15 protein-coding genes are annotated in these 16,592 nt (G+C 62.1%); 13 read left to right on the forward strand and 2 right to left on the reverse strand.

Annotated elements, in window-relative coordinates; all coding sequences use genetic code 11:
* The first annotated feature begins 20 nt into the window (after nt 1–20).
* From CAG34_RS18710 to CAG34_RS18725, 4 genes are all read left to right on the forward strand, one after another.
* Nucleotides 21–905, forward strand: coding sequence for a hemin ABC transporter substrate-binding protein (locus CAG34_RS18710; protein WP_085591727.1), 885 nt, complete (start codon nt 21–23; stop codon nt 903–905).
* Nucleotides 906–955: 50 nt separating this feature from the next.
* On the forward strand, nt 956–1,939 hold the full coding sequence (locus CAG34_RS18715; RefSeq protein ID WP_162276790.1) for an iron ABC transporter permease: 984 nt from the start codon (nt 956–958) through the stop codon (nt 1,937–1,939).
* The gene (locus tag CAG34_RS18720) at nt 1,939–2,706 is read left to right on the forward strand and encodes a heme ABC transporter ATP-binding protein (protein WP_085591731.1); all 768 of its coding nucleotides are present in this window, start codon (nt 1,939–1,941) and stop codon (nt 2,704–2,706) included. Before CAG34_RS18715 ends, CAG34_RS18720 begins: the two co-directional genes overlap by 1 nt.
* 202 nt (nt 2,707–2,908) lie before the next feature.
* On the forward strand, nt 2,909–3,790 hold the full coding sequence (locus tag CAG34_RS18725; protein ID WP_085591745.1) for a ChaN family lipoprotein: 882 nt from the start codon (nt 2,909–2,911) through the stop codon (nt 3,788–3,790).
* Between the two features lie 179 nt (nt 3,791–3,969).
* Here CAG34_RS18725 and CAG34_RS18730 read toward each other — a convergent pair whose 3' ends face one another.
* Nucleotides 3,970–4,248: a TfoX/Sxy family protein gene (locus CAG34_RS18730; RefSeq protein ID WP_013974260.1), complete on the reverse strand. Its 279-nt coding sequence runs from the start codon at nt 4,246–4,248 to the stop codon at nt 3,970–3,972.
* A gap of 238 nt (nt 4,249–4,486) precedes the next feature.
* A complete protein-coding gene (locus CAG34_RS18735; protein ID WP_085591733.1) occupies nt 4,487–6,049 on the reverse strand; it encodes a bifunctional aminoglycoside phosphotransferase/ATP-binding protein in 1,563 nt (520 codons plus the stop codon).
* Nucleotides 6,050–6,165: 116 nt separating this feature from the next.
* On the opposite strand from CAG34_RS18735, the gene mrcB reads away from it, so the two are divergent.
* From mrcB to msrQ, 9 genes are all read left to right on the forward strand, one after another.
* A complete protein-coding gene (gene mrcB / locus CAG34_RS18740; protein ID WP_085591736.1) occupies nt 6,166–8,487 on the forward strand; it encodes a penicillin-binding protein 1B in 2,322 nt (773 codons plus the stop codon).
* A 15-nt stretch (nt 8,488–8,502) separates the two neighbouring features.
* Entirely contained in the window at nt 8,503–9,321 is an 819-nt protein-coding gene (locus CAG34_RS18745) for a M48 family metallopeptidase (RefSeq protein ID WP_038408278.1), read from the forward strand.
* Nucleotides 9,321–9,653 (forward strand): YqcC family protein, encoded by a 333-nt coding sequence (locus CAG34_RS18750; protein WP_025340674.1) that lies wholly within the window; start codon nt 9,321–9,323, stop codon nt 9,651–9,653. Before CAG34_RS18745 ends, CAG34_RS18750 begins: the two co-directional genes overlap by 1 nt.
* Nucleotides 9,654–10,061: 408 nt before the next feature.
* A complete protein-coding gene (locus CAG34_RS18755; protein ID WP_015271834.1) occupies nt 10,062–11,786 on the forward strand; it encodes an acetolactate synthase 3 large subunit in 1,725 nt (574 codons plus the stop codon).
* 1 nt (nt 11,787) lies between these two features.
* Nucleotides 11,788–12,279, forward strand: coding sequence for an acetolactate synthase small subunit (ilvN, locus tag CAG34_RS18760; RefSeq protein WP_003250040.1), 492 nt, complete (start codon nt 11,788–11,790; stop codon nt 12,277–12,279).
* 55 nt (nt 12,280–12,334) lie between these two features.
* On the forward strand, nt 12,335–13,351 hold the full coding sequence (gene ilvC / locus CAG34_RS18765; protein WP_013974255.1) for a ketol-acid reductoisomerase: 1,017 nt from the start codon (nt 12,335–12,337) through the stop codon (nt 13,349–13,351).
* Nucleotides 13,352–13,501: 150 nt separating this feature from the next.
* Nucleotides 13,502–14,353: a CDP-diacylglycerol--serine O-phosphatidyltransferase gene (gene pssA, locus CAG34_RS18770; RefSeq protein ID WP_003250045.1), complete on the forward strand. Its 852-nt coding sequence runs from the start codon at nt 13,502–13,504 to the stop codon at nt 14,351–14,353.
* Between the two features lie 79 nt (nt 14,354–14,432).
* Nucleotides 14,433–15,446: a protein-methionine-sulfoxide reductase catalytic subunit MsrP gene (gene msrP, locus CAG34_RS18775; RefSeq protein ID WP_085591739.1), complete on the forward strand. Its 1,014-nt coding sequence runs from the start codon at nt 14,433–14,435 to the stop codon at nt 15,444–15,446.
* Nucleotides 15,446–16,057 carry a protein-methionine-sulfoxide reductase heme-binding subunit MsrQ gene (msrQ, locus tag CAG34_RS18780; RefSeq protein WP_085591741.1) on the forward strand — a complete coding sequence of 204 codons (612 nt, stop codon included), beginning with the start codon at nt 15,446–15,448 and terminating at the stop codon, nt 16,055–16,057. Before msrP ends, msrQ begins: the two co-directional genes overlap by 1 nt.
* The last annotated feature ends 535 nt before the right edge of the window (nt 16,058–16,592 follow it).

Consider the following 16,592-nt stretch of genomic DNA (forward strand, 5'->3'; position numbering starts at 1 on the left):
CCGCCTGCAGAAGGAACCCGATGATGCGCCGTCCCGTCGCCTTGCTCGCCCTGTGCGCGAGCCTTGTGCTCTCCACCCAGGCCCTGGCGGCCGAGCTGCCGCAGCGTTGGGTCAGCGCTGGTGGTGCACTGAGCGAATGGATCAGCGCGCTGGGTGGTGAAGCGCGGTTGGTGGGGGTGGACACCACCAGCCAGCATCCGCCATCGCTGAAGTCACTGCCCAGTGTCGGCTACCAGCGGCAGCTGTCTGCGGAAGGCATTCTCAGCCTGCGCCCGGATGTGCTGGTGGGCACCGAGGAAATGGGGCCGCCACCGGTATTGGCGCAAATCCGCAAGGCTGGCGTGCGGGTCGAACTGTTCTCCAGCAAGGCCGAACTGGCGGCGGTGGATGAAAACCTCAAGCACCTGGGGCAGTTGCTGGGCGCAGAACAGCAGGCCGCGGTCCTGGCATCGGGCTACCACCAGCAGCTCGATGCCTTGCAGGCCAAGGTCAGGCAGGCCCGGGCGGAGCAGAAGGCACCAGGGGTGTTACTGCTGGTCGGGCATGCCGGGGCCAAGCCGCTGATCGCCGGGCAGGGTACTGCCGGTGACTGGCTGCTGAGCCAGGCAGGCGGGCGCAACCTCGCAGAACATCAGGGCTACAAGAATTTCTCCAGCGAAGCACTGGCGGCGCTGGACCCGGATGTGATCGTGTTTTCCGACCGGGCGCTGGCCGATGAGCAGGCCTTGCAGGCGTTGCTTAAAGAAAACCCCGCGCTGGCGGCCTCGCGCGCTGTGCGCGAGAAACGCCTGGTATCGCTTGACCCGACGCTGTTGGTCGGCGGGCTCGGGCCACGCCTGCCGGCAACACTGCAGTTGCTTGCGGCCACCTTCTATCCGGCTGCCAAGGCCAGCCTAGCCCAATGAAACAGCGGGTCCAGCCACGCACGCTGCTCGTTTGCCTGAGCCTGTTGTGCCTGCTGGCGGTGTGGTTGTCTTTGGCCCTGGGGCCGGTCAGCCTGCCGCTGTTCGATACCCTGCGTGCCGGCCTGCGCCTGCTGGGGCTGCCCATTGCCGCTGATGGCCTGCAGCAGGCCGAGATGATCCTCGGCCAGATCCGCCTGCCACGCACCTTGCTGGGGTTGGCGGTGGGCGCGGTGCTGGCGTTGTCCGGTGTGGCCATGCAGGGGCTGTTCCGTAACCCACTGGCCGACCCCGGGCTGGTAGGGGTTGCCGCCGGGGCGGCGGTGGGCGCGGCGGTGGCCATCGTTGGCGGCAGTTGGCTGGGCGGCATGCCGGATGTGCTTGCCCCTTACTTGTTGTCGCTGTGTGCTTTCATCGGTGGGCTGGGCGTGACTGCGCTGGTCTATCGTCTGGGGCGGCGCGACGGCCAGACCAACGTCGCCACGATGCTGCTGGCCGGTGTGGCCATGACCGCGCTGGGTGGTGCTGCCGTGGGGTTGTTCTCCTACCTGGCCGACGACGCCACGCTGCGCACGCTGACGTTCTGGAACCTGGGCAGCCTCAATGGTGCCAGTTACCAGCGGCTGTGGCCGTTGCTGCTGGTGGCTGCTGGCGTGGCAGTGTGGCTGCCACGCCGGGCCAAGGCGTTGAATGCCATGCTGCTGGGTGAGTCGGAGGCGCGCCACCTGGGCATCGATGTGGAGCGGCTCAAGCGCGAGCTGGTGTTCTGCACGGCGCTGGGCGTGGGTGCGGCGGTGGCGGCTGCCGGGTTGATCGGTTTCATCGGCCTGGTGGTACCGCACCTGGTGCGCTTGCTGGCCGGGCCTGATCACCGTGTGGTGCTGCCAGCTTCCTTGTTGGCGGGCGGTGTGCTGATGCTGTTCGCCGATTTGGCGGCGCGGCTGCTGCTGGCGCCTGCCGAGCTGCCGATCGGCATCGTCACGGCCTTTATCGGTGCACCGTTTTTCCTGTTCCTGCTGATACGAGGACGCAGCTGATGTTGCAAGCCGAGGGCCTGTACTTGCGGCGGGGCAGCAACGAAGTGCTGCATGACATTCATTTGCAGCTGAGCCCGGGGCAGGTGGTGGGCGTGCTCGGCCCCAACGGTGCCGGCAAGAGCAGCCTGCTGGGTGTACTGTGTGGTGAGCTGGCGCCCGATCGCGGATGGGTGACGCTACAGGGCAGGCCGCTGGCCAACTGGGCCGGGCAGGAACGGGCCAGGCGCCTGGCGGTGTTGCCGCAGGTGTCCAGCCTGGGGTTCTCGTTCCGGGTCGAGGAAGTGGTGGGCATGGGGCGCATGCCCCATGGCACCGGGCAGCGGCGCGATGCGGAAATCGTCGAAGCGGCCTTGCGGGCGGCGGATGCCTGGCACCTGGTGGAGCGCAGTTACCTGGCGTTGTCTGGGGGCGAGCGGCAACGGGTGCACCTGGCGCGGGTGCTGGCGCAGCTATGGCCGGGCGAGGCGGGTAGCACGCTGCTGCTCGACGAGCCAACCTCGATGCTCGACCCGTTGCACCAGCATACCACCCTGGAAGCCGTGCGCCGCTTTGCCGACCGTGGCGCCGCGGTGCTGGTGATCCTGCATGACCTGAACCTGGCGGCGCGCTACTGTGACCGTATCCTGCTGCTGGAGCAGGGGCGCTGCCATGCCTTTGCCGCACCCGAAGCAGTGCTGACGCCGGCGGCGTTGAAGGCGGTATACGGGATCGATGTACTGGTACAGGCGCACCCGGAGCGTGGGCATCCGCTGATCATCACCCGTTGATGTGGGGATTCAAGACGCCGAGGCGTGCGCGATTTTTGTGGGAGCGGCCTTGTGTCGCGAAAGGGCCGCAAAGCGGCCCCGGATTTTCAGCAGTGATGCACAAATTGCTGGGGCTGCTCCGCAGCCCTTTCGCGACACAAGGCCGCTCCCACAAGAGCCGGTGCAGGCCTATACATTGTTGAATGACATGGAGGTACTGCCCATGCGACATCCGCTGCTGTCCGCTTTCTCGCTGTGCCTGGTGCTGGTACTGGGTGGCTGCCAGGCCAGCCTGCCACCGCTGCCCGCCTGGCAGAGCAGTGAAGGGCGCAGCCATGCCGAGCTGGGGCATATCGTCGATCTTGCCAATGGCCAGCTGATCAGCCCTGAGCAACTGGTGCAGCACCTGTCTGCCGCCCCCCGGGTGCTGGTCGGCGAGAAACACGACAACCCCGACCATCACGCACTGCAGCTGTGGCTGCTGCGAGCCCTGCAAGGCCAACGTGTGCAGGGCAGCCTGCTGCTGGAAATGCTGCAGCCCGAGCAGCAACCGCTGCTGAACAAGCTCGCGGGGCAACCTTTGCCGGCAGACCTGCCCAAGGCCCTGGCTTGGCAGGACGGCTGGGATTGGCAGCTGTACGGGCCAATCGTGACTGAAGCTTTGCAGCAGCGGGTGCCTGTGCTGGCCGCCAATCTCTCGCCCGGCGAGATGCGCCAGGCCTATCGGCAGCCAGCTCCGTTGCCGGGCGATAGGTCCAATGCGCCGACGGTCAAGGCCGCCTTGCTGGAGCATGTGCGTGCCGGGCATTGCGGGATGCTGCCAGAAAGCCAGTTGCCGGCGATGCTGGCCGTGCAGCAGCAGCGCGACCGGCGCATGGCCGAGCGCTTGCTGGCGGCGCCGCAGCCGGCACTGCTGCTGGCCGGGGCTTATCACGTGCGCAAGGAACTGGGTGTGCCGTTGCACCTGGCTGACCTGCAAGCGCAGGGGGAGAGCAAGGTACTGCTGTTGGCAGAGGTCGGTGAGCAGGTCGAGGCAGGCGAGGCTGATTTTGTGTGGTACACGGCAGCGATGCCGGAGCAGGACTATTGCGCGCAACTGCGGTGACAGGGCTGCAAAGAGGCAAAAAAAGACCCGGCAAATTGCCGGGTCAATAACCGTGATTAGCCTGATGAGGAGATAATCTGAGAGTCCGAACCAGGGGCTCTTAGCTTATCCAACCAGTCTCGCGACCAGTTGTGATAATCATAACGATTCTCATTTCTCCGTCAATCCCCTTCCTGAAATTATTTCTGATTTTTTTGCGCAGGGCTTTTCGCATCCAGTTGTTGGTTGAGCGCTTCTTTACGCTCCAGCGGCAAATCGTTCCAGTGCATGTCCAGCAGGGCGCCTTCAATGGCATACAACAGCACCTTCGATGCGCGGAACCCTCGTGTCTTCACGGCCTGGTACGCACCCACCGCGCCCAGGCGGCGCAGATCCGATGCACTGTGGATGCCGGCTGCATGCAGCCACTGCGCAGAGGTCTTGCCAAGGTTCTTCAGATGCTGCAATTCATCGTTCATCGAGCCTCCTTGCGATGGCTGAACGGGGATTGGGGGATAAATCGCGAGCAGGTCAGAGAGGAGTGTAGCGGGGGATGGGAAATGCGCGGCCTTTTGCCATAGGGGGCGACGAGATGTCCCGCACTGGCCTCTTCGCGGGCTTGCCCGCTCCCACAGGTACAGCACAGTCCTTGAAGCTGTGCCTCACCTGTGGGAGCGGGCAAGCCCGCGAAGAGGCCGGCCCAGGAAAACGCTAACCTTACAGCCCAGGCAAGCGCTGGCGAATCTGCTCGATCACCTGGTCCATGCTCCCGGCACTCTGGGTATCGACGCGGGTGCTCTGCACCAGCTCTTGTGCACTCAGCGGCTCACGGCTGGCCTGCTGGGCCTTGACCACTTCCAGGGTGGCATCTGACGGGTCGGTGTTTTCTGCCCGACGCTGCTCCAGCCAGCTGGCGATGACCGCATCCGGCGCATGGCAGTCGAGGATCAGGAATGGCACGCCGGTCTGGCTGGCGATGTCCGCCGCGGCCTGGCGCTGATCACGCTTGAGGTAGGTGGCATCCAGCACCACCGGGAAGCCGGCTCGCAGCACGGTCGCCGCCACCTCGTGCAGGCGCTGGTAGGTCGCGACACTAGCGTCCTGGTCATAGATGCCGGTACTCAGCTGGCCAGCGTCAGCCTGCTGCTGTTCGCCGAACAGGCGTTTGCGCTCCACATCCGAACGCACGCGGACCGCACCCAGGGCCTCGACCATGCGCATGGCGACGTGGCTTTTGCCCACTGCCGAAACACCGTGGGTAATGGCCAGCAGGCGCGACGGGATGGCGCTGTAGCTTTCTGCCAGGTTGGCATAGTTGCGGTAGGTGCGCAGGGTGGTGGCGCGCTGCACGCCATCGGCATCGGCTGGCATGCTGAACAGTGCAACCTTGGCCCGCACCAGCGCGCGGTAGGCTTTGTAGAAGTTGAGCAGTTCCAGGCCTTCGTAGTCGCCGGTCAGTTCCAGGTACTGGCTGATGAAGCGGCGGGCCAGGCATTTCAGGCCGCGGTCTTCCAGGTCCATGGCCAGGAAGCCGGTGTCGGCATACACGTCGGTCAGGCGGAACGGTTCGTTGAACTCGATGCAGTCGAAGATCACCACCTTGCCGTCGATCAGGGTGGCGTTGCCCAGGTGGATGTCACCGTGGCATTCACGGATGAAACCATTGGCCTTGCGCTTTTCCAGCAGGCCATGCAGGCGCTCGAAGCTGCTGCGTGCCCAGGCCTGAAGGGCGTCGAGTTGCTGCAGGTCGGTCTTGTCGCTGAGGAACGGGCGAATCTGCTCGAAGTTCTGTTCCACCGGCGCCATCACGCTGTTCGGCGTGCCGAGCGGGTGCTCCACCGGAACGCGTGGGGCCTGCAGGTGGAACTCGGCGATCTGCCGGGCCATCTGGTCGATGTGCGCGGCGTTCAGCTCGCCATTGGCCTGCAGGGTATTGAGCATCTGCCCCTGGGGGAACTGGCGCATCTTCAGCACGTACTCGATGGCTTCGCCTTCACCACCGATCTGCGGCGCGTCGACGCTACCGGTGATCGGCAACACTTCCAGGTACAGGCCGTCGGTCAGGCGCTGGTTCAGGCGCAATTCTTCGTTACAGAAATGCTGGCGCTGGTCCAGGCCGGTGAAGTCGAGGAAGCCGAAGTTCATCGGCTTCTTGATCTTGTAGGCATACTCGCCAGTGAGCAGGACCCAGGAGATATGCGTCTCGATGAGCTGGAACCCATCCACGGGGTGAGGGTACAGGGCGGGGTTCTGCAACGCAGTGATAAGGGCTTGGCTCACGGGAAATCCTTCCGGGGGCAGGGAATTCGAATGCGCCATTATGGTCAATGGTGCCGTCCCTGCCTACCGCCGGGGGCGTCTGCCCAGCCTTTATAAAGTGCGTATAATCCGCCGCCATGACCCGAACCCGAAATCCCCGTACCCCTCAGAAACGCCCGACCGGCCGCTCCCGCGCCTGGCTGGGCTGGGCTTTGAAGCTCAGCCTGGTCGGCCTGGTGATCGTTGCCGGCTTCGCGGTTTACCTCGATGCCGTCGTCCAGGAAAAGTTTTCCGGCAAGCGCTGGACCATCCCGGCCAAGGTGTATGCCCGGCCGCTGGAGCTGTTCTCCGGCCAGAAGCTGAGCAAGAACGACTTCCTCACCGAGCTGGACGCGCTCGGCTACCGGCGTGAAAGCGCGGCCAACGGCCCGGGCGCGGCGGCAGTCAACGGCAACACCGTCGAGCTCAATACCCGTGGCTTCCAGTTCTACGAGGGCATGGAGCCGGCGCAGTTCGTGCGTGTGCGCTTCTCCGGCGATTACGTGGCGGGCCTTTCCGGCGCCAACGGCAAGACGCTCGACGTAGTGCGCCTGGAGCCGCTGATGATCGGCGGCATCTACCCGAAAAACCTCGAAGACCGCATCCTGATCAAGATCGACCAGGTACCGCCGTACCTGCTCGAAACCCTGGTGGCGACGGAAGACCGCGATTTCTACAGCCACTTCGGGGTGTCGCCCAAGTCCATCGCCCGGGCCATGTGGGTCAACACCTCGGCAGGTTCCATGCGCCAGGGTGGCAGTACCCTGACCCAGCAGCTGGTGAAGAATTTCTACCTCACCAGCGAGCGCAGCCTCAGCCGCAAGCTGACCGAGGCGATGATGGCCGTGCTGCTGGAGCTGCACTACGACAAGCGCGAGATCCTCGAGGCCTACCTCAACGAGGTGTTCGTCGGCCAGGATGGCCAGCGTGCGGTGCACGGCTTCGGCCTCGCCAGCCAGTTCTTCTTCAGCCAACCGCTGTCGGAGCTGAAACTGCACCAGATCGCCTTGCTGGTGGGCATGGTCAAGGGGCCGTCCTACTACAACCCGCGTCGCTATCCGGACCGCGCCCTGGCCCGCCGCAACCTGGTGCTCGACCTGGTGGCCGAGCAGGGCGTGGCCAGCCAGGCAGAAGTCGATGCAGCGAAGAAGATGCCGCTGGGCGTGACCAAGCGCGGCAGCCTGGCCGACAGCTCGTTCCCGGCGTTCCTCGACCTGGTCAAGCGCCAGTTGCGCCAGGACTACCGCGATGAAGACTTGACCGAAGAAGGTCTGCGCATCTTCACCAGCTTCGACCCGATCCTGCAGATGAAGGCCGAAACCTCGATGAGCGAGACCTTCAAGCGCCTGGCGGGCCGCAAGGGGGCGGACGAGGTGGAGTCGGCGATGGTCGTGACCAACCCGGAAACCGGTGAAGTGCAGGCGCTGATCGGCAGCCGCCAGGCCGGTTTCGCCGGCTTCAACCGCGCCATCGATGCCGTGCGGCCGATCGGCTCGCTGGTCAAGCCGGCGGTTTACCTGACCGCGCTGGAGCAACCGACCAGGTACACCCTGACCAGCCTGGTTCAGGACGAGCCGTTCTCGGTCAAAGGTGCCGACGGCCAGGTCTGGCGCCCGCAAAACTACGACCGCCGCCCGCATGGCACCATCTACCTGTACCAGGGGCTGGCCAACTCCTACAACCTGTCGACTGCCAAGATCGGCCTGGATGTGGGCGTGCCCAACGTGATCAAGACCATTGGCAGGCTGGGTGTGAATGTCGACTGGCCAGCCTTCCCGGCCATGCTGCTGGGTGCCGGCGGCATGTCGCCGATGCAGGTCGCGACCATGTACCAGACCATCGCCAACGGCGGCTTCAATACCCCGATGCGTGGTATCCGCAGCGTGCTCACCGCCGAGGGCGAGCCGCTCAAGCGCTACCCGTTCCAGATCCAGCAAACCTTCGACCCGGGGGCCATCTACCTGGTGCAGAACGCCATGCAGCGGGTGATGCGCGAAGGCACCGGCCGCTCGGTGTACAACACTTTGCCGCGTAATCTCACCCTGGCGGGCAAGACCGGTACCAGTAACGATTCGCGCGATAGCTGGTTCTCCGGTTTCAGCCAGGACCTGCTGGCCGTGGTATGGATGGGCCGTGACGATAACGGCAAGACGCCATTTACCGGTGCTACCGGTGCCCTGCAGGTGTGGACCAGCTTCATGAAGAAGGCCGACCCGCTGCCGCTGGACATGCCGCAACCGGACAACGTGGTGCAGGCCTGGATCGACCCGTACAGTGGCCACGGGTCTGATGGCAGCTGTCCGGGAGCGGTGCAGATGCCGTATATTCGCGGCAGTGAACCGCCCGCCGGCGCGACCTGTGGCGGCGAGCAGGATCCAGTTGAATCGGTCATGGACTGGGTCAAGGGCTGGATGAATTAAGCACAGGCTGCATTGATGAGGTGTGACGTGAACAAGTGGCTGTTTCCTGCCGTGACGGCGCTGGCTGTGCTCCAGGGGTGCGCCAGCGTCCCGCGCGGCAATATTCCGGTGGTCGACTCGAGCACCCGCGTGTCCAACAGCGAACGCGTGACGGCCAACCGCTCTGCGGGTGGCTATAACGCGGGCACCGCGCAGGCGCAAACGCTGCCTGAAGACTCCGGCGTCACCGTGATGATCCCGCAGGGCGCTGGCGCTTCGGGCATCCAGACGTTCCCGGCGGCCAATGGCGCGGCGCCGATCAGCACCTCGCCGATTACCCCGGGGCCGATCACCCCGGGCCCGATTACCACAGGGCCGGTCACTTCGGCACCGATGACCACCAACCCCAACCCGATCGCCGACGAACCCTTCGACATCGCGGCGATGAACAGTGCCCCGCAAACCACCAGCGCGCCAACCGGTATCCCGCGTAGCAGTGCCGCTGCAGGTGGCCTGTCGGCCGACGAGCAGCTGGACGGCCCGGTGCTGGCGCTGCTGACCACCGCGAAGACCCAGCAGGGCAGTGGCGACTTCAACGGTGCCGCCTCGAGCCTGGAGCGTGCCCAGCGCATTGCCCCGCGCGAGCCGCAGGTGCTGTACCGCCTGGCCCAGGTACGCCTGTCGCAAGGTGATGCGCCGCAGGCCGAGCAACTGGCGCGTCGTGCCCTGACTTACGCCAATGGCCGCCCGAGCCTGCAGGCCGAGCTGTGGAACACCATCGCCCAGGCCCGCGAGAAGCAGGGTGATAACGCCGGCGCCGCACTGGCCCGGCAAAAGGCACGGGTCAATTCGTGATGATCGAACAGCGCATTCTGGATATTGCCGACCACCTGCTGCTGATCGAGCGTGAGCTGCAGGTGCAAGGCTGGTGGGATGACGAGCCGCCAAGCGACGAGGCACTGGCCAGTACGGTGCCTTTCGCTGTCGATACCCTCAGTTTCGAGCAGTGGCTGCAATGGATCTTCCTGCCGCGCATGAAGATCATCATCGAGCTGGGCCACCCGTTGCCCAACGCCTCCGGCATCCTGGTCATGGCCGAAACCGTGTTTACCGACCGGCCAGAGCAAAGTCGTGAGCTACGCCGCCTGTTGGCAGCATTTGACCAATTGATTGCTCCTTCCGCCTGATTTCTTCAGTTTTTCCTTCAAGGGCCGCAGATTGTGGCCCTTTTTTGTGGAAATCTTATTTATTCTGCTGCTGAAGCGATTTTTAGTGGTGGCAGGAATTCATCTTGGGGAAAAATTGGCAATAATTTTTCTTGACTTGTTGGCGCCGAATCAGAAGAATCCAATCTCCGCTGTAGAGGGACTGCCAGAAGCAGACCCGCTAAGCAGATCATGAGGCGCACACCCGCGCCGACCTGTTACACCCCGCAACGCGTTACCTCGCGCTGGGTGGGAAAACCCCGCAACACTCTGGGGCGCTCCCAATACTTGCTCAGTCAGTGCTGACGTTCGCTCATGCTCTGCTTGGCAGTAAACCTATTAAGACCCGTCCAGTGAGGACGGTATTCTGGCGTTTTAGAGGTGAACAACGTGGAGCTTTTATCTGGCGCTGAGATGGTCGTCCGCTTCTTGCGTGACGAAGGCGTTAAGCACATCTACGGGTACCCTGGTGGTGCTCTCCTGCATGTTTACGACGCGCTGTTCAAGGAACCGGAAGTCGAGCACATCCTGGTTCGTCATGAGCAGGCAGCTACCCATATGGCGGACGGTTACGCCCGCGCCACCGGCAAGGCCGGCGTGGTGCTGGTAACCTCCGGCCCGGGCGCGACCAATGCCATTACCGGTATTGCCACCGCCTACATGGACTCGATTCCGATGGTCATCCTGTCCGGCCAGGTGCCTAGCACCATGGTGGGTACCGATGCCTTCCAGGAAACCGACATGATCGGTATTTCGCGGCCGATCGTGAAGCACAGCTTCATGATCAAACATGCCAGCGAAATCCCCGAAGTTCTGAAAAAAGCATTCTACCTGGCGCAATCCGGTCGCCCAGGTCCGGTCGTGGTCGACATTCCAAAAGATATGACCAACCCGGCCGAGAAGTTTGAATACGTCTACCCGAAAAAGGTCAAGCTGCGCTCCTACAGCCCTGCGGTACGCGGCCACTCCGGCCAGATCCGCAAGGCTGCCGAGATGCTGCTGGCGGCCAAGCGTCCGATCGTCTACTCCGGTGGCGGCGTGATCCTCGGTGGTGGCTCCGAAGCCCTGACCGAAATCGCCAAGTCGCTGAACCTGCCGGTCACCAATACCCTGATGGGTCTGGGTGGCTTCCCGGGTACCGACCGCCAGTTCCTCGGCATGCTCGGCATGCACGGCAGCTTCACTGCCAACATGGCCATGCACCATGCCGACGTCATCTTCGCCGTCGGTGCCCGTTTTGACGACCGCGTGGTCAACGGCCCGGCCAAGTTCTGCCCGAACGCCAAGATCATCCATATCGATATCGACCCGGCGTCGATCTCCAAGATGATCAAGGCCGACGTGCCGATCGTCGGCCCGGTCGACAGCGTGCTCAGCGAAATGCTCGGCATCCTCAAGGAAATCGGCGAGCAGCCTGACAAGGCGGCGCTGGATGCCTGGTGGAAGCAGATCGACGAATGGCGTGGCAATGGCGAGCTGTTCCCTTACGACAAGGGTGACGGCAATGTCATCAAGCCGCAGAAAGTCATCGAGACCCTGTGCGAAGTGACCAATGGCGATGCCTTCGTCACCTCCGACGTGGGCCAGCACCAGATGTTCGCGGCGCAGTACTACCGCTTCAACAAGCCGAACCGCTGGATCAACTCCGGTGGCCTGGGCACCATGGGCTTCGGCTTCCCGGCGGCGATGGGCGTCAAGCTCAACTTCCCGGACCAGGACGTGGCCTGCGTGACCGGCGAAGGCAGCATCCAGATGAACATCCAGGAGCTGTCCACCTGCATGCAGTACGGCCTGCCGGTGAAGATCGTCAACCTGAACAACGGTGTGTTGGGCATGGTCCGTCAGTGGCAGGACATGGCCTACAACGGTCGTCACTCGCACTCGTACGTCGAGTCGCTGCCTGACTTCATCAAGCTGGCCGAGGCCTATGGCCATGTGGGTATCCGCATCACCAGCCTGAAGGACCTCAAGCCGAAGCTGGAAGAAGCGTTTGCGATGAAGGACCGCCTGGTGTTCATCGACATCGCGGTTGACCGCAGTGAGCACGTCTATCCGATGCAGATCAAGGATGGCTCGATGCGTGACATGTGGCTGAGCAAGACGGAGCGTACCTGATATGCGGCACATCATCTCCCTGCTGCTGGAAAACGAACCAGGTGCGCTGTCCCGCGTGGTCGGCCTGTTCTCCCAGCGTAACTACAACATTGAAAGCCTGACCGTGGCGCCGACCGAAGACCCGACCCTGTCGCGTCTGACGCTGACCACCGTTGGCCATGACGAAGTGATCGAACAGATCACCAAGAACCTGAACAAGCTGGTCGAAGTGGTCAAGCTCGTCGACCTGTCGGAAAGCGCTCACATCGAGCGTGAACTGATGCTGGTCAAGGTCAAGGCCACCGGTGCCCAGCGCGCCGAGATCAAGCGCACCACGGATATCTTCCGTGGCCAGATCGTCGATGTGACCGCCAGCGTGTACACCGTGCAGCTGAGCGGCACCAGCGACAAACTGGACAGCTTCATCCAGGCGATCGGCACTGCATCGATTCTCGAAACCGTGCGCAGCGGCGTTACCGGCATTGCCCGTGGCGACAAAGTGCTCAGCATCTAAATTCAAAAATTAGCGATGGCTCCGCAGGGGCCGAGATATAACCAGGGGTATTTTCATGAAAGTTTTCTACGATAAAGACTGCGACCTTTCCATCATCCAGGGTAAGAAAGTCGCCATCATCGGTTACGGTTCCCAGGGCCACGCTCAGGCGTGCAACCTGAAGGACTCCGGTGTAGATGTCACCATCGGTCTGCGTAAAGGTTCGGCCACCGTTGCCAAGGCAGAAGCCCATGGCCTGAAAGTGACCGACGTTGCCTCTGCCGTCGCTGCTGCCGACCTGGTCATGATCCTGACCCCGGACGAGTTCCAGGGCCAACTGTACAAGCAGGAAATCGAGCCGAACATCAAGAAGGGCGCTACCCTGGCCTTCTCCCATGGCTTCTCGATCCACTACAACCAGGTCGTTCCACGTGCCGACCTCGACGTGATCATGATCGCGCCGAAGGCCCCGGGCCACACCGTTCGCTCCGAGTTCGTCAAGGGCGGCGGTATCCCTGACCTGATCGCCATCTACCAGGACGCCTCCGGCAACGCCAAGAATGTTGCCCTGTCGTACGCTTCGGGCGTAGGCGGCGGCCGTACCGGCATCATCGAAACCACCTTCAAGGACGAGACCGAAACCGACCTGTTCGGTGAGCAGGCTGTTCTGTGCGGCGGTACCGTAGAGCTGGTCAAGGCCGGTTTCGAAACCCTGGTCGAAGCTGGCTACGCGCCGGAAATGGCCTACTTCGAGTGCCTGCACGAACTGAAGCTGATCGTTGACCTCATGTACGAAGGCGGCATCGCCAACATGAACTACTCGATCTCCAACAACGCCGAGTACGGTGAGTACGTAACCGGTCCGGAAGTCATCAACGAAGAATCCCGCAAGGCCATGCGCAACGCCCTGAAGCGCATCCAGGACGGCGAGTACGCGAAGATGTTCATCTCCGAAGGTGCTACCAACTACCCATCGATGACCGCCAAGCGCCGCAACAACGCCGCTCACGGCATCGAAATCATCGGCGAGCAACTGCGCTCGATGATGCCGTGGATCTCGGCTAACAAAATCGTCGACAAGACCAAGAACTAAGTCTTATCGAAAGATGAAAAACGCGGCTTCGGCCGCGTTTTTTCGTTCTGACAGTCAGCTTCTGGTATAAAGCAGACCAGTGGCCTGCCGTCAGAACCTGTTTTGCAGGCCCGTGTCGAACATTTTCCATCCTGTTGCAAGGTACCCTCCATGAGCGAACGTCCCGAAGAGCCGAACAAGCCCTCCGACGCCGAAAGCCTGCTACCTGTCGATGAGCACGTTGAAGAAGGGCATGACGCCGAAGGGCGCAAGGTGCGCCATCGTGGCATCTACCTGCTGCCCAACCTGTTTACCACCGCCAACCTGTTTGCCGGTTTCTATTCCATCATCAGCTCGATGAGCGCGCAGAGCGCCCTGAGCGCCGGTGACCCGCGCGAGGCGAGCAAGTACTTTGCCTTCGCTGCCATCGCCATCTTCGTGGCCATGGTGCTCGACGGCCTCGATGGCCGTGTCGCGCGCATGACCAACACCCAGAGCGCCTTTGGTGCCGAGTACGACTCGCTGTCGGACATGGTCGCCTTCGGTGTGGCTCCGGCCTTGCTGGCCTTTGGCTGGGCGCTGGGCGACATGGGCAAGGTCGGCTGGATGGTCGCCTTCATCTATGTGGCCGGTGCAGCACTGCGCCTGGCACGCTTCAATACCCAGGTCGGCACCGCCGACAAGCGCTACTTCATCGGCCTGGCCAGCCCGGCTGCCGCGGGCGTGGTCGCGGGTACCGTGTGGGCGTTCAGCGACTACGGCATCCAGGGCTCCAAGCTGTCGTTCCTGGTGGCGCTGCTGGTGGCTGCTGCCGGCATGCTGATGGTCAGCAACATCAAGTACAACAGCTTCAAGGAGCTGGACCTCAAGGGCCGTGTACCGTTCGTGGCTATCCTGGCCGTGGTGCTGGTGTTTGCCGTGGTGTTCAGTGACCCGCCGCGTATCTTGCTGCTGATCTTCCTCGCCTATGCGGCTTCGGGGCCGATCCAGTTCCTGCTCAAGGCACGCCGTCGTAAAGCGTGACAATCATTTAATGCAGGAATAACCCGCCGGCTCCATAGTCTTACTGGTACATCCGTTATCCAGTGCTGTGGAGCCGCTCATGCTCATCAAGCTACCCAGGTCTTCCGAGTGCAAGGCGTCGGAGATCACCCCCGAAGGCATCTACCTCTCCCGTCGTACCCTGCTGGGTGGCTCGTTGGCCGGCCTGGCCTTGGGTGCCTTGCCGAGCATGGCGCGCGCAGCTGAAACCAGCCGTTACGCCGATGTCGAGGCGGGCAGGGCGCCTGGCTGGTTCAGTGAAAAGCTCGCGGCCACCCGATGGCAGGCAGTAACGGTCAAGGGTGAGGCAATCACACCGTTCAAGGATGCCACCCACTACAACAATTTCTACGAATTCGGGCCCGACAAGGGCGACCCGGCGGCCAATGGCGACAGCCTGAAAACCGAACCGTGGAGCGTTGTGGTCGATGGCGAAGTGGGTAAGCCCGGGCGCTATGCACTGGAAGACTTCGTCAAACCGTACCAGCTTGAGGAGCGCATCTACCGGCTGCGTTGCGTGGAGGCGTGGTCGATGGTCATTCCGTGGCTGGGCTTCCCGTTGGCGCAGGTGCTCAAGCAGGTCGAGCCGACATCCAAGGCGCGCTATGTGCGCTTCGAAACCCTGAAAGACCCGGAGCACATGCCGGGGCAGCGTTCGGGGTTCGCCTTGATCGACTGGCCTTATAGAGAAGGCTTGCGTCTGGATGAGGCGATGCATCCTTTGGCGATCCTGGCAGTCGGCATGTATGGCCGGGAGCTGCCCAACCAGAATGGCGCGCCGTTGCGGCTGGTGGTGCCGTGGAAGTATGGCTTCAAGAGCATCAAGTCGATCGTGCGTATCAGCCTGGTGGCCGAGCAACCGGGCACCACCTGGGAAGGGCTGGCGCCGGATGAATATGGGTTCTATGCCAATGTGAACCCGACGGTCGACCACCCCCGTTGGAGCCAGGCGCGTGAACGGCGGCTGCCCAGCGGGCTGTTCAGTCCCAATGTGCGGGAAACCCAGATGTTCAATGGCTATGCCGATGAAGTGGCGTCGCTGTATACCGGGCTTGATCTGCGGAAGAACTATTGATGCGTTATCCCTGGTTTCGTCTGGCCATCTTCATCGTGGGGTGCCTGTTCCCGGTCTGGTGGTTTTATGAGGCGGCGATGAATCTGCTAGGGCCTGACCCTGGCAAGATCATGATGGACCGGCTTGGGCTCGGGGCGTTGACCTTCCTGCTGGTTACCTTGGGCATGACGCCGCTGCAGAAGCTGACGGGATGGTCGGGCTGGATCGTGGTGCGCCGGCAACTGGGGTTGTGGGTGTTTGCCTATATCGTGCTGCACATCCTGGCTTACCTGTTCTTTATCCTTGGGCTGGACTGGGGGCAGCTGACGGTTGAGTTGCGCAAGCGGCCTTACATTATTGTGGGTGCGCTTGGGTTTCTTGGGTTGCTGGCCCTGGCGGTTACCTCGAATCGGTATAGCCAGCGGCGGTTGGGTGCGCGTTGGAAGAAGCTGCACCGGTTGGTGTACGTGATACTTGGGTTGGGGTTGCTGCATTTCTTGTGGATCGTGCGCTCGGATCTACGGGAGTGGGCGATTTATGCGGTTATCGGGGCTGTGTTGATGGTGTTGCGGGTTCCTGCTGTTGCGCGGGTGCTGCCCAGGGTTGGTCGGAGGCAGGGAAGGGTGGTTTGAGCATTTATTTCAATTTCTTGAAATTAAAGGTTGACGCCCTTTCGAATCCCCTTATAATGCGCCCCACTTCCAGCGACGCCGGAACGACAAACTCCTTGAGATTCAATGAGTTAGATAGTTGAAGCGAAGTTGAAAGGGCTACGATCGAATGATCGACAGCGGTTGAGATGATGGTTGACAGCGCTTCTAAACGCTGTATGATTCGCCTCCCGCTACGAGAGATCGCAGCGAGTCAAGTGTTTGAAGCTAAACGAGTTTCTCGCAAAAAACTTCAAAATAAACGCTTGACAGCAAATGAGGAAAGCGTAGAATGCGCGCCTCGGTTGAGACGAAAGGCTCTTAACCAAACGCTCTTTAACAAATCGAATCAAGCAATTCGTGTGGGTGCTTGTGAGTATGGACTGATAGTCACAAAGATTATCAGCATCACAAGTGACCATGCGAGAAATCACATAGTCATTTGAGATTGCTGAGCCAAGTTTAGGGTTTCTTAAAAACCCAAGCAGTATTGAACTGAAGAGTTTGATCATGGCTC

The sequence above is a fragment of the Pseudomonas sp. B14(2017) genome (assembly GCF_002113255.1).
GTDB lineage: Bacteria > Pseudomonadota > Gammaproteobacteria > Pseudomonadales > Pseudomonadaceae > Aquipseudomonas > Aquipseudomonas putida_Z.

Bases quoted from the DNA above. Each gene is read 5' to 3' on its own strand.
- ilvN (WP_003250040.1), top strand. From the start codon at position 11,788: ATGCGGCACATCATCTCCCTGCTGCTGGAAAACGAACCAGGTGCGCTG.
- CAG34_RS18710 (WP_085591727.1), top strand. From the start codon at position 21: ATGATGCGCCGTCCCGTCGCCTTGCTCGCCCTGTGCGCGAGCCTTGTG.
- mrcB (WP_085591736.1), top strand. From the start codon at position 6,166: ATGACCCGAACCCGAAATCCCCGTACCCCTCAGAAACGCCCGACCGGC.
- msrQ (WP_085591741.1), top strand. From the start codon at position 15,446: ATGCGTTATCCCTGGTTTCGTCTGGCCATCTTCATCGTGGGGTGCCTG.
- ilvC (WP_013974255.1), top strand. From the start codon at position 12,335: ATGAAAGTTTTCTACGATAAAGACTGCGACCTTTCCATCATCCAGGGT.
- CAG34_RS18750 (WP_025340674.1), top strand. From the start codon at position 9,321: ATGATCGAACAGCGCATTCTGGATATTGCCGACCACCTGCTGCTGATC.
- CAG34_RS18720 (WP_085591731.1), top strand. From the start codon at position 1,939: ATGTTGCAAGCCGAGGGCCTGTACTTGCGGCGGGGCAGCAACGAAGTG.
- CAG34_RS18725 (WP_085591745.1), top strand. From the start codon at position 2,909: ATGCGACATCCGCTGCTGTCCGCTTTCTCGCTGTGCCTGGTGCTGGTA.
- CAG34_RS18745 (WP_038408278.1), top strand. From the start codon at position 8,503: ATGAGGTGTGACGTGAACAAGTGGCTGTTTCCTGCCGTGACGGCGCTG.
- CAG34_RS18730 (WP_013974260.1), bottom strand. From the start codon at position 4,248: ATGAACGATGAATTGCAGCATCTGAAGAACCTTGGCAAGACCTCTGCG.
- msrP (WP_085591739.1), top strand. From the start codon at position 14,433: ATGCTCATCAAGCTACCCAGGTCTTCCGAGTGCAAGGCGTCGGAGATC.
- pssA (WP_003250045.1), top strand. From the start codon at position 13,502: ATGAGCGAACGTCCCGAAGAGCCGAACAAGCCCTCCGACGCCGAAAGC.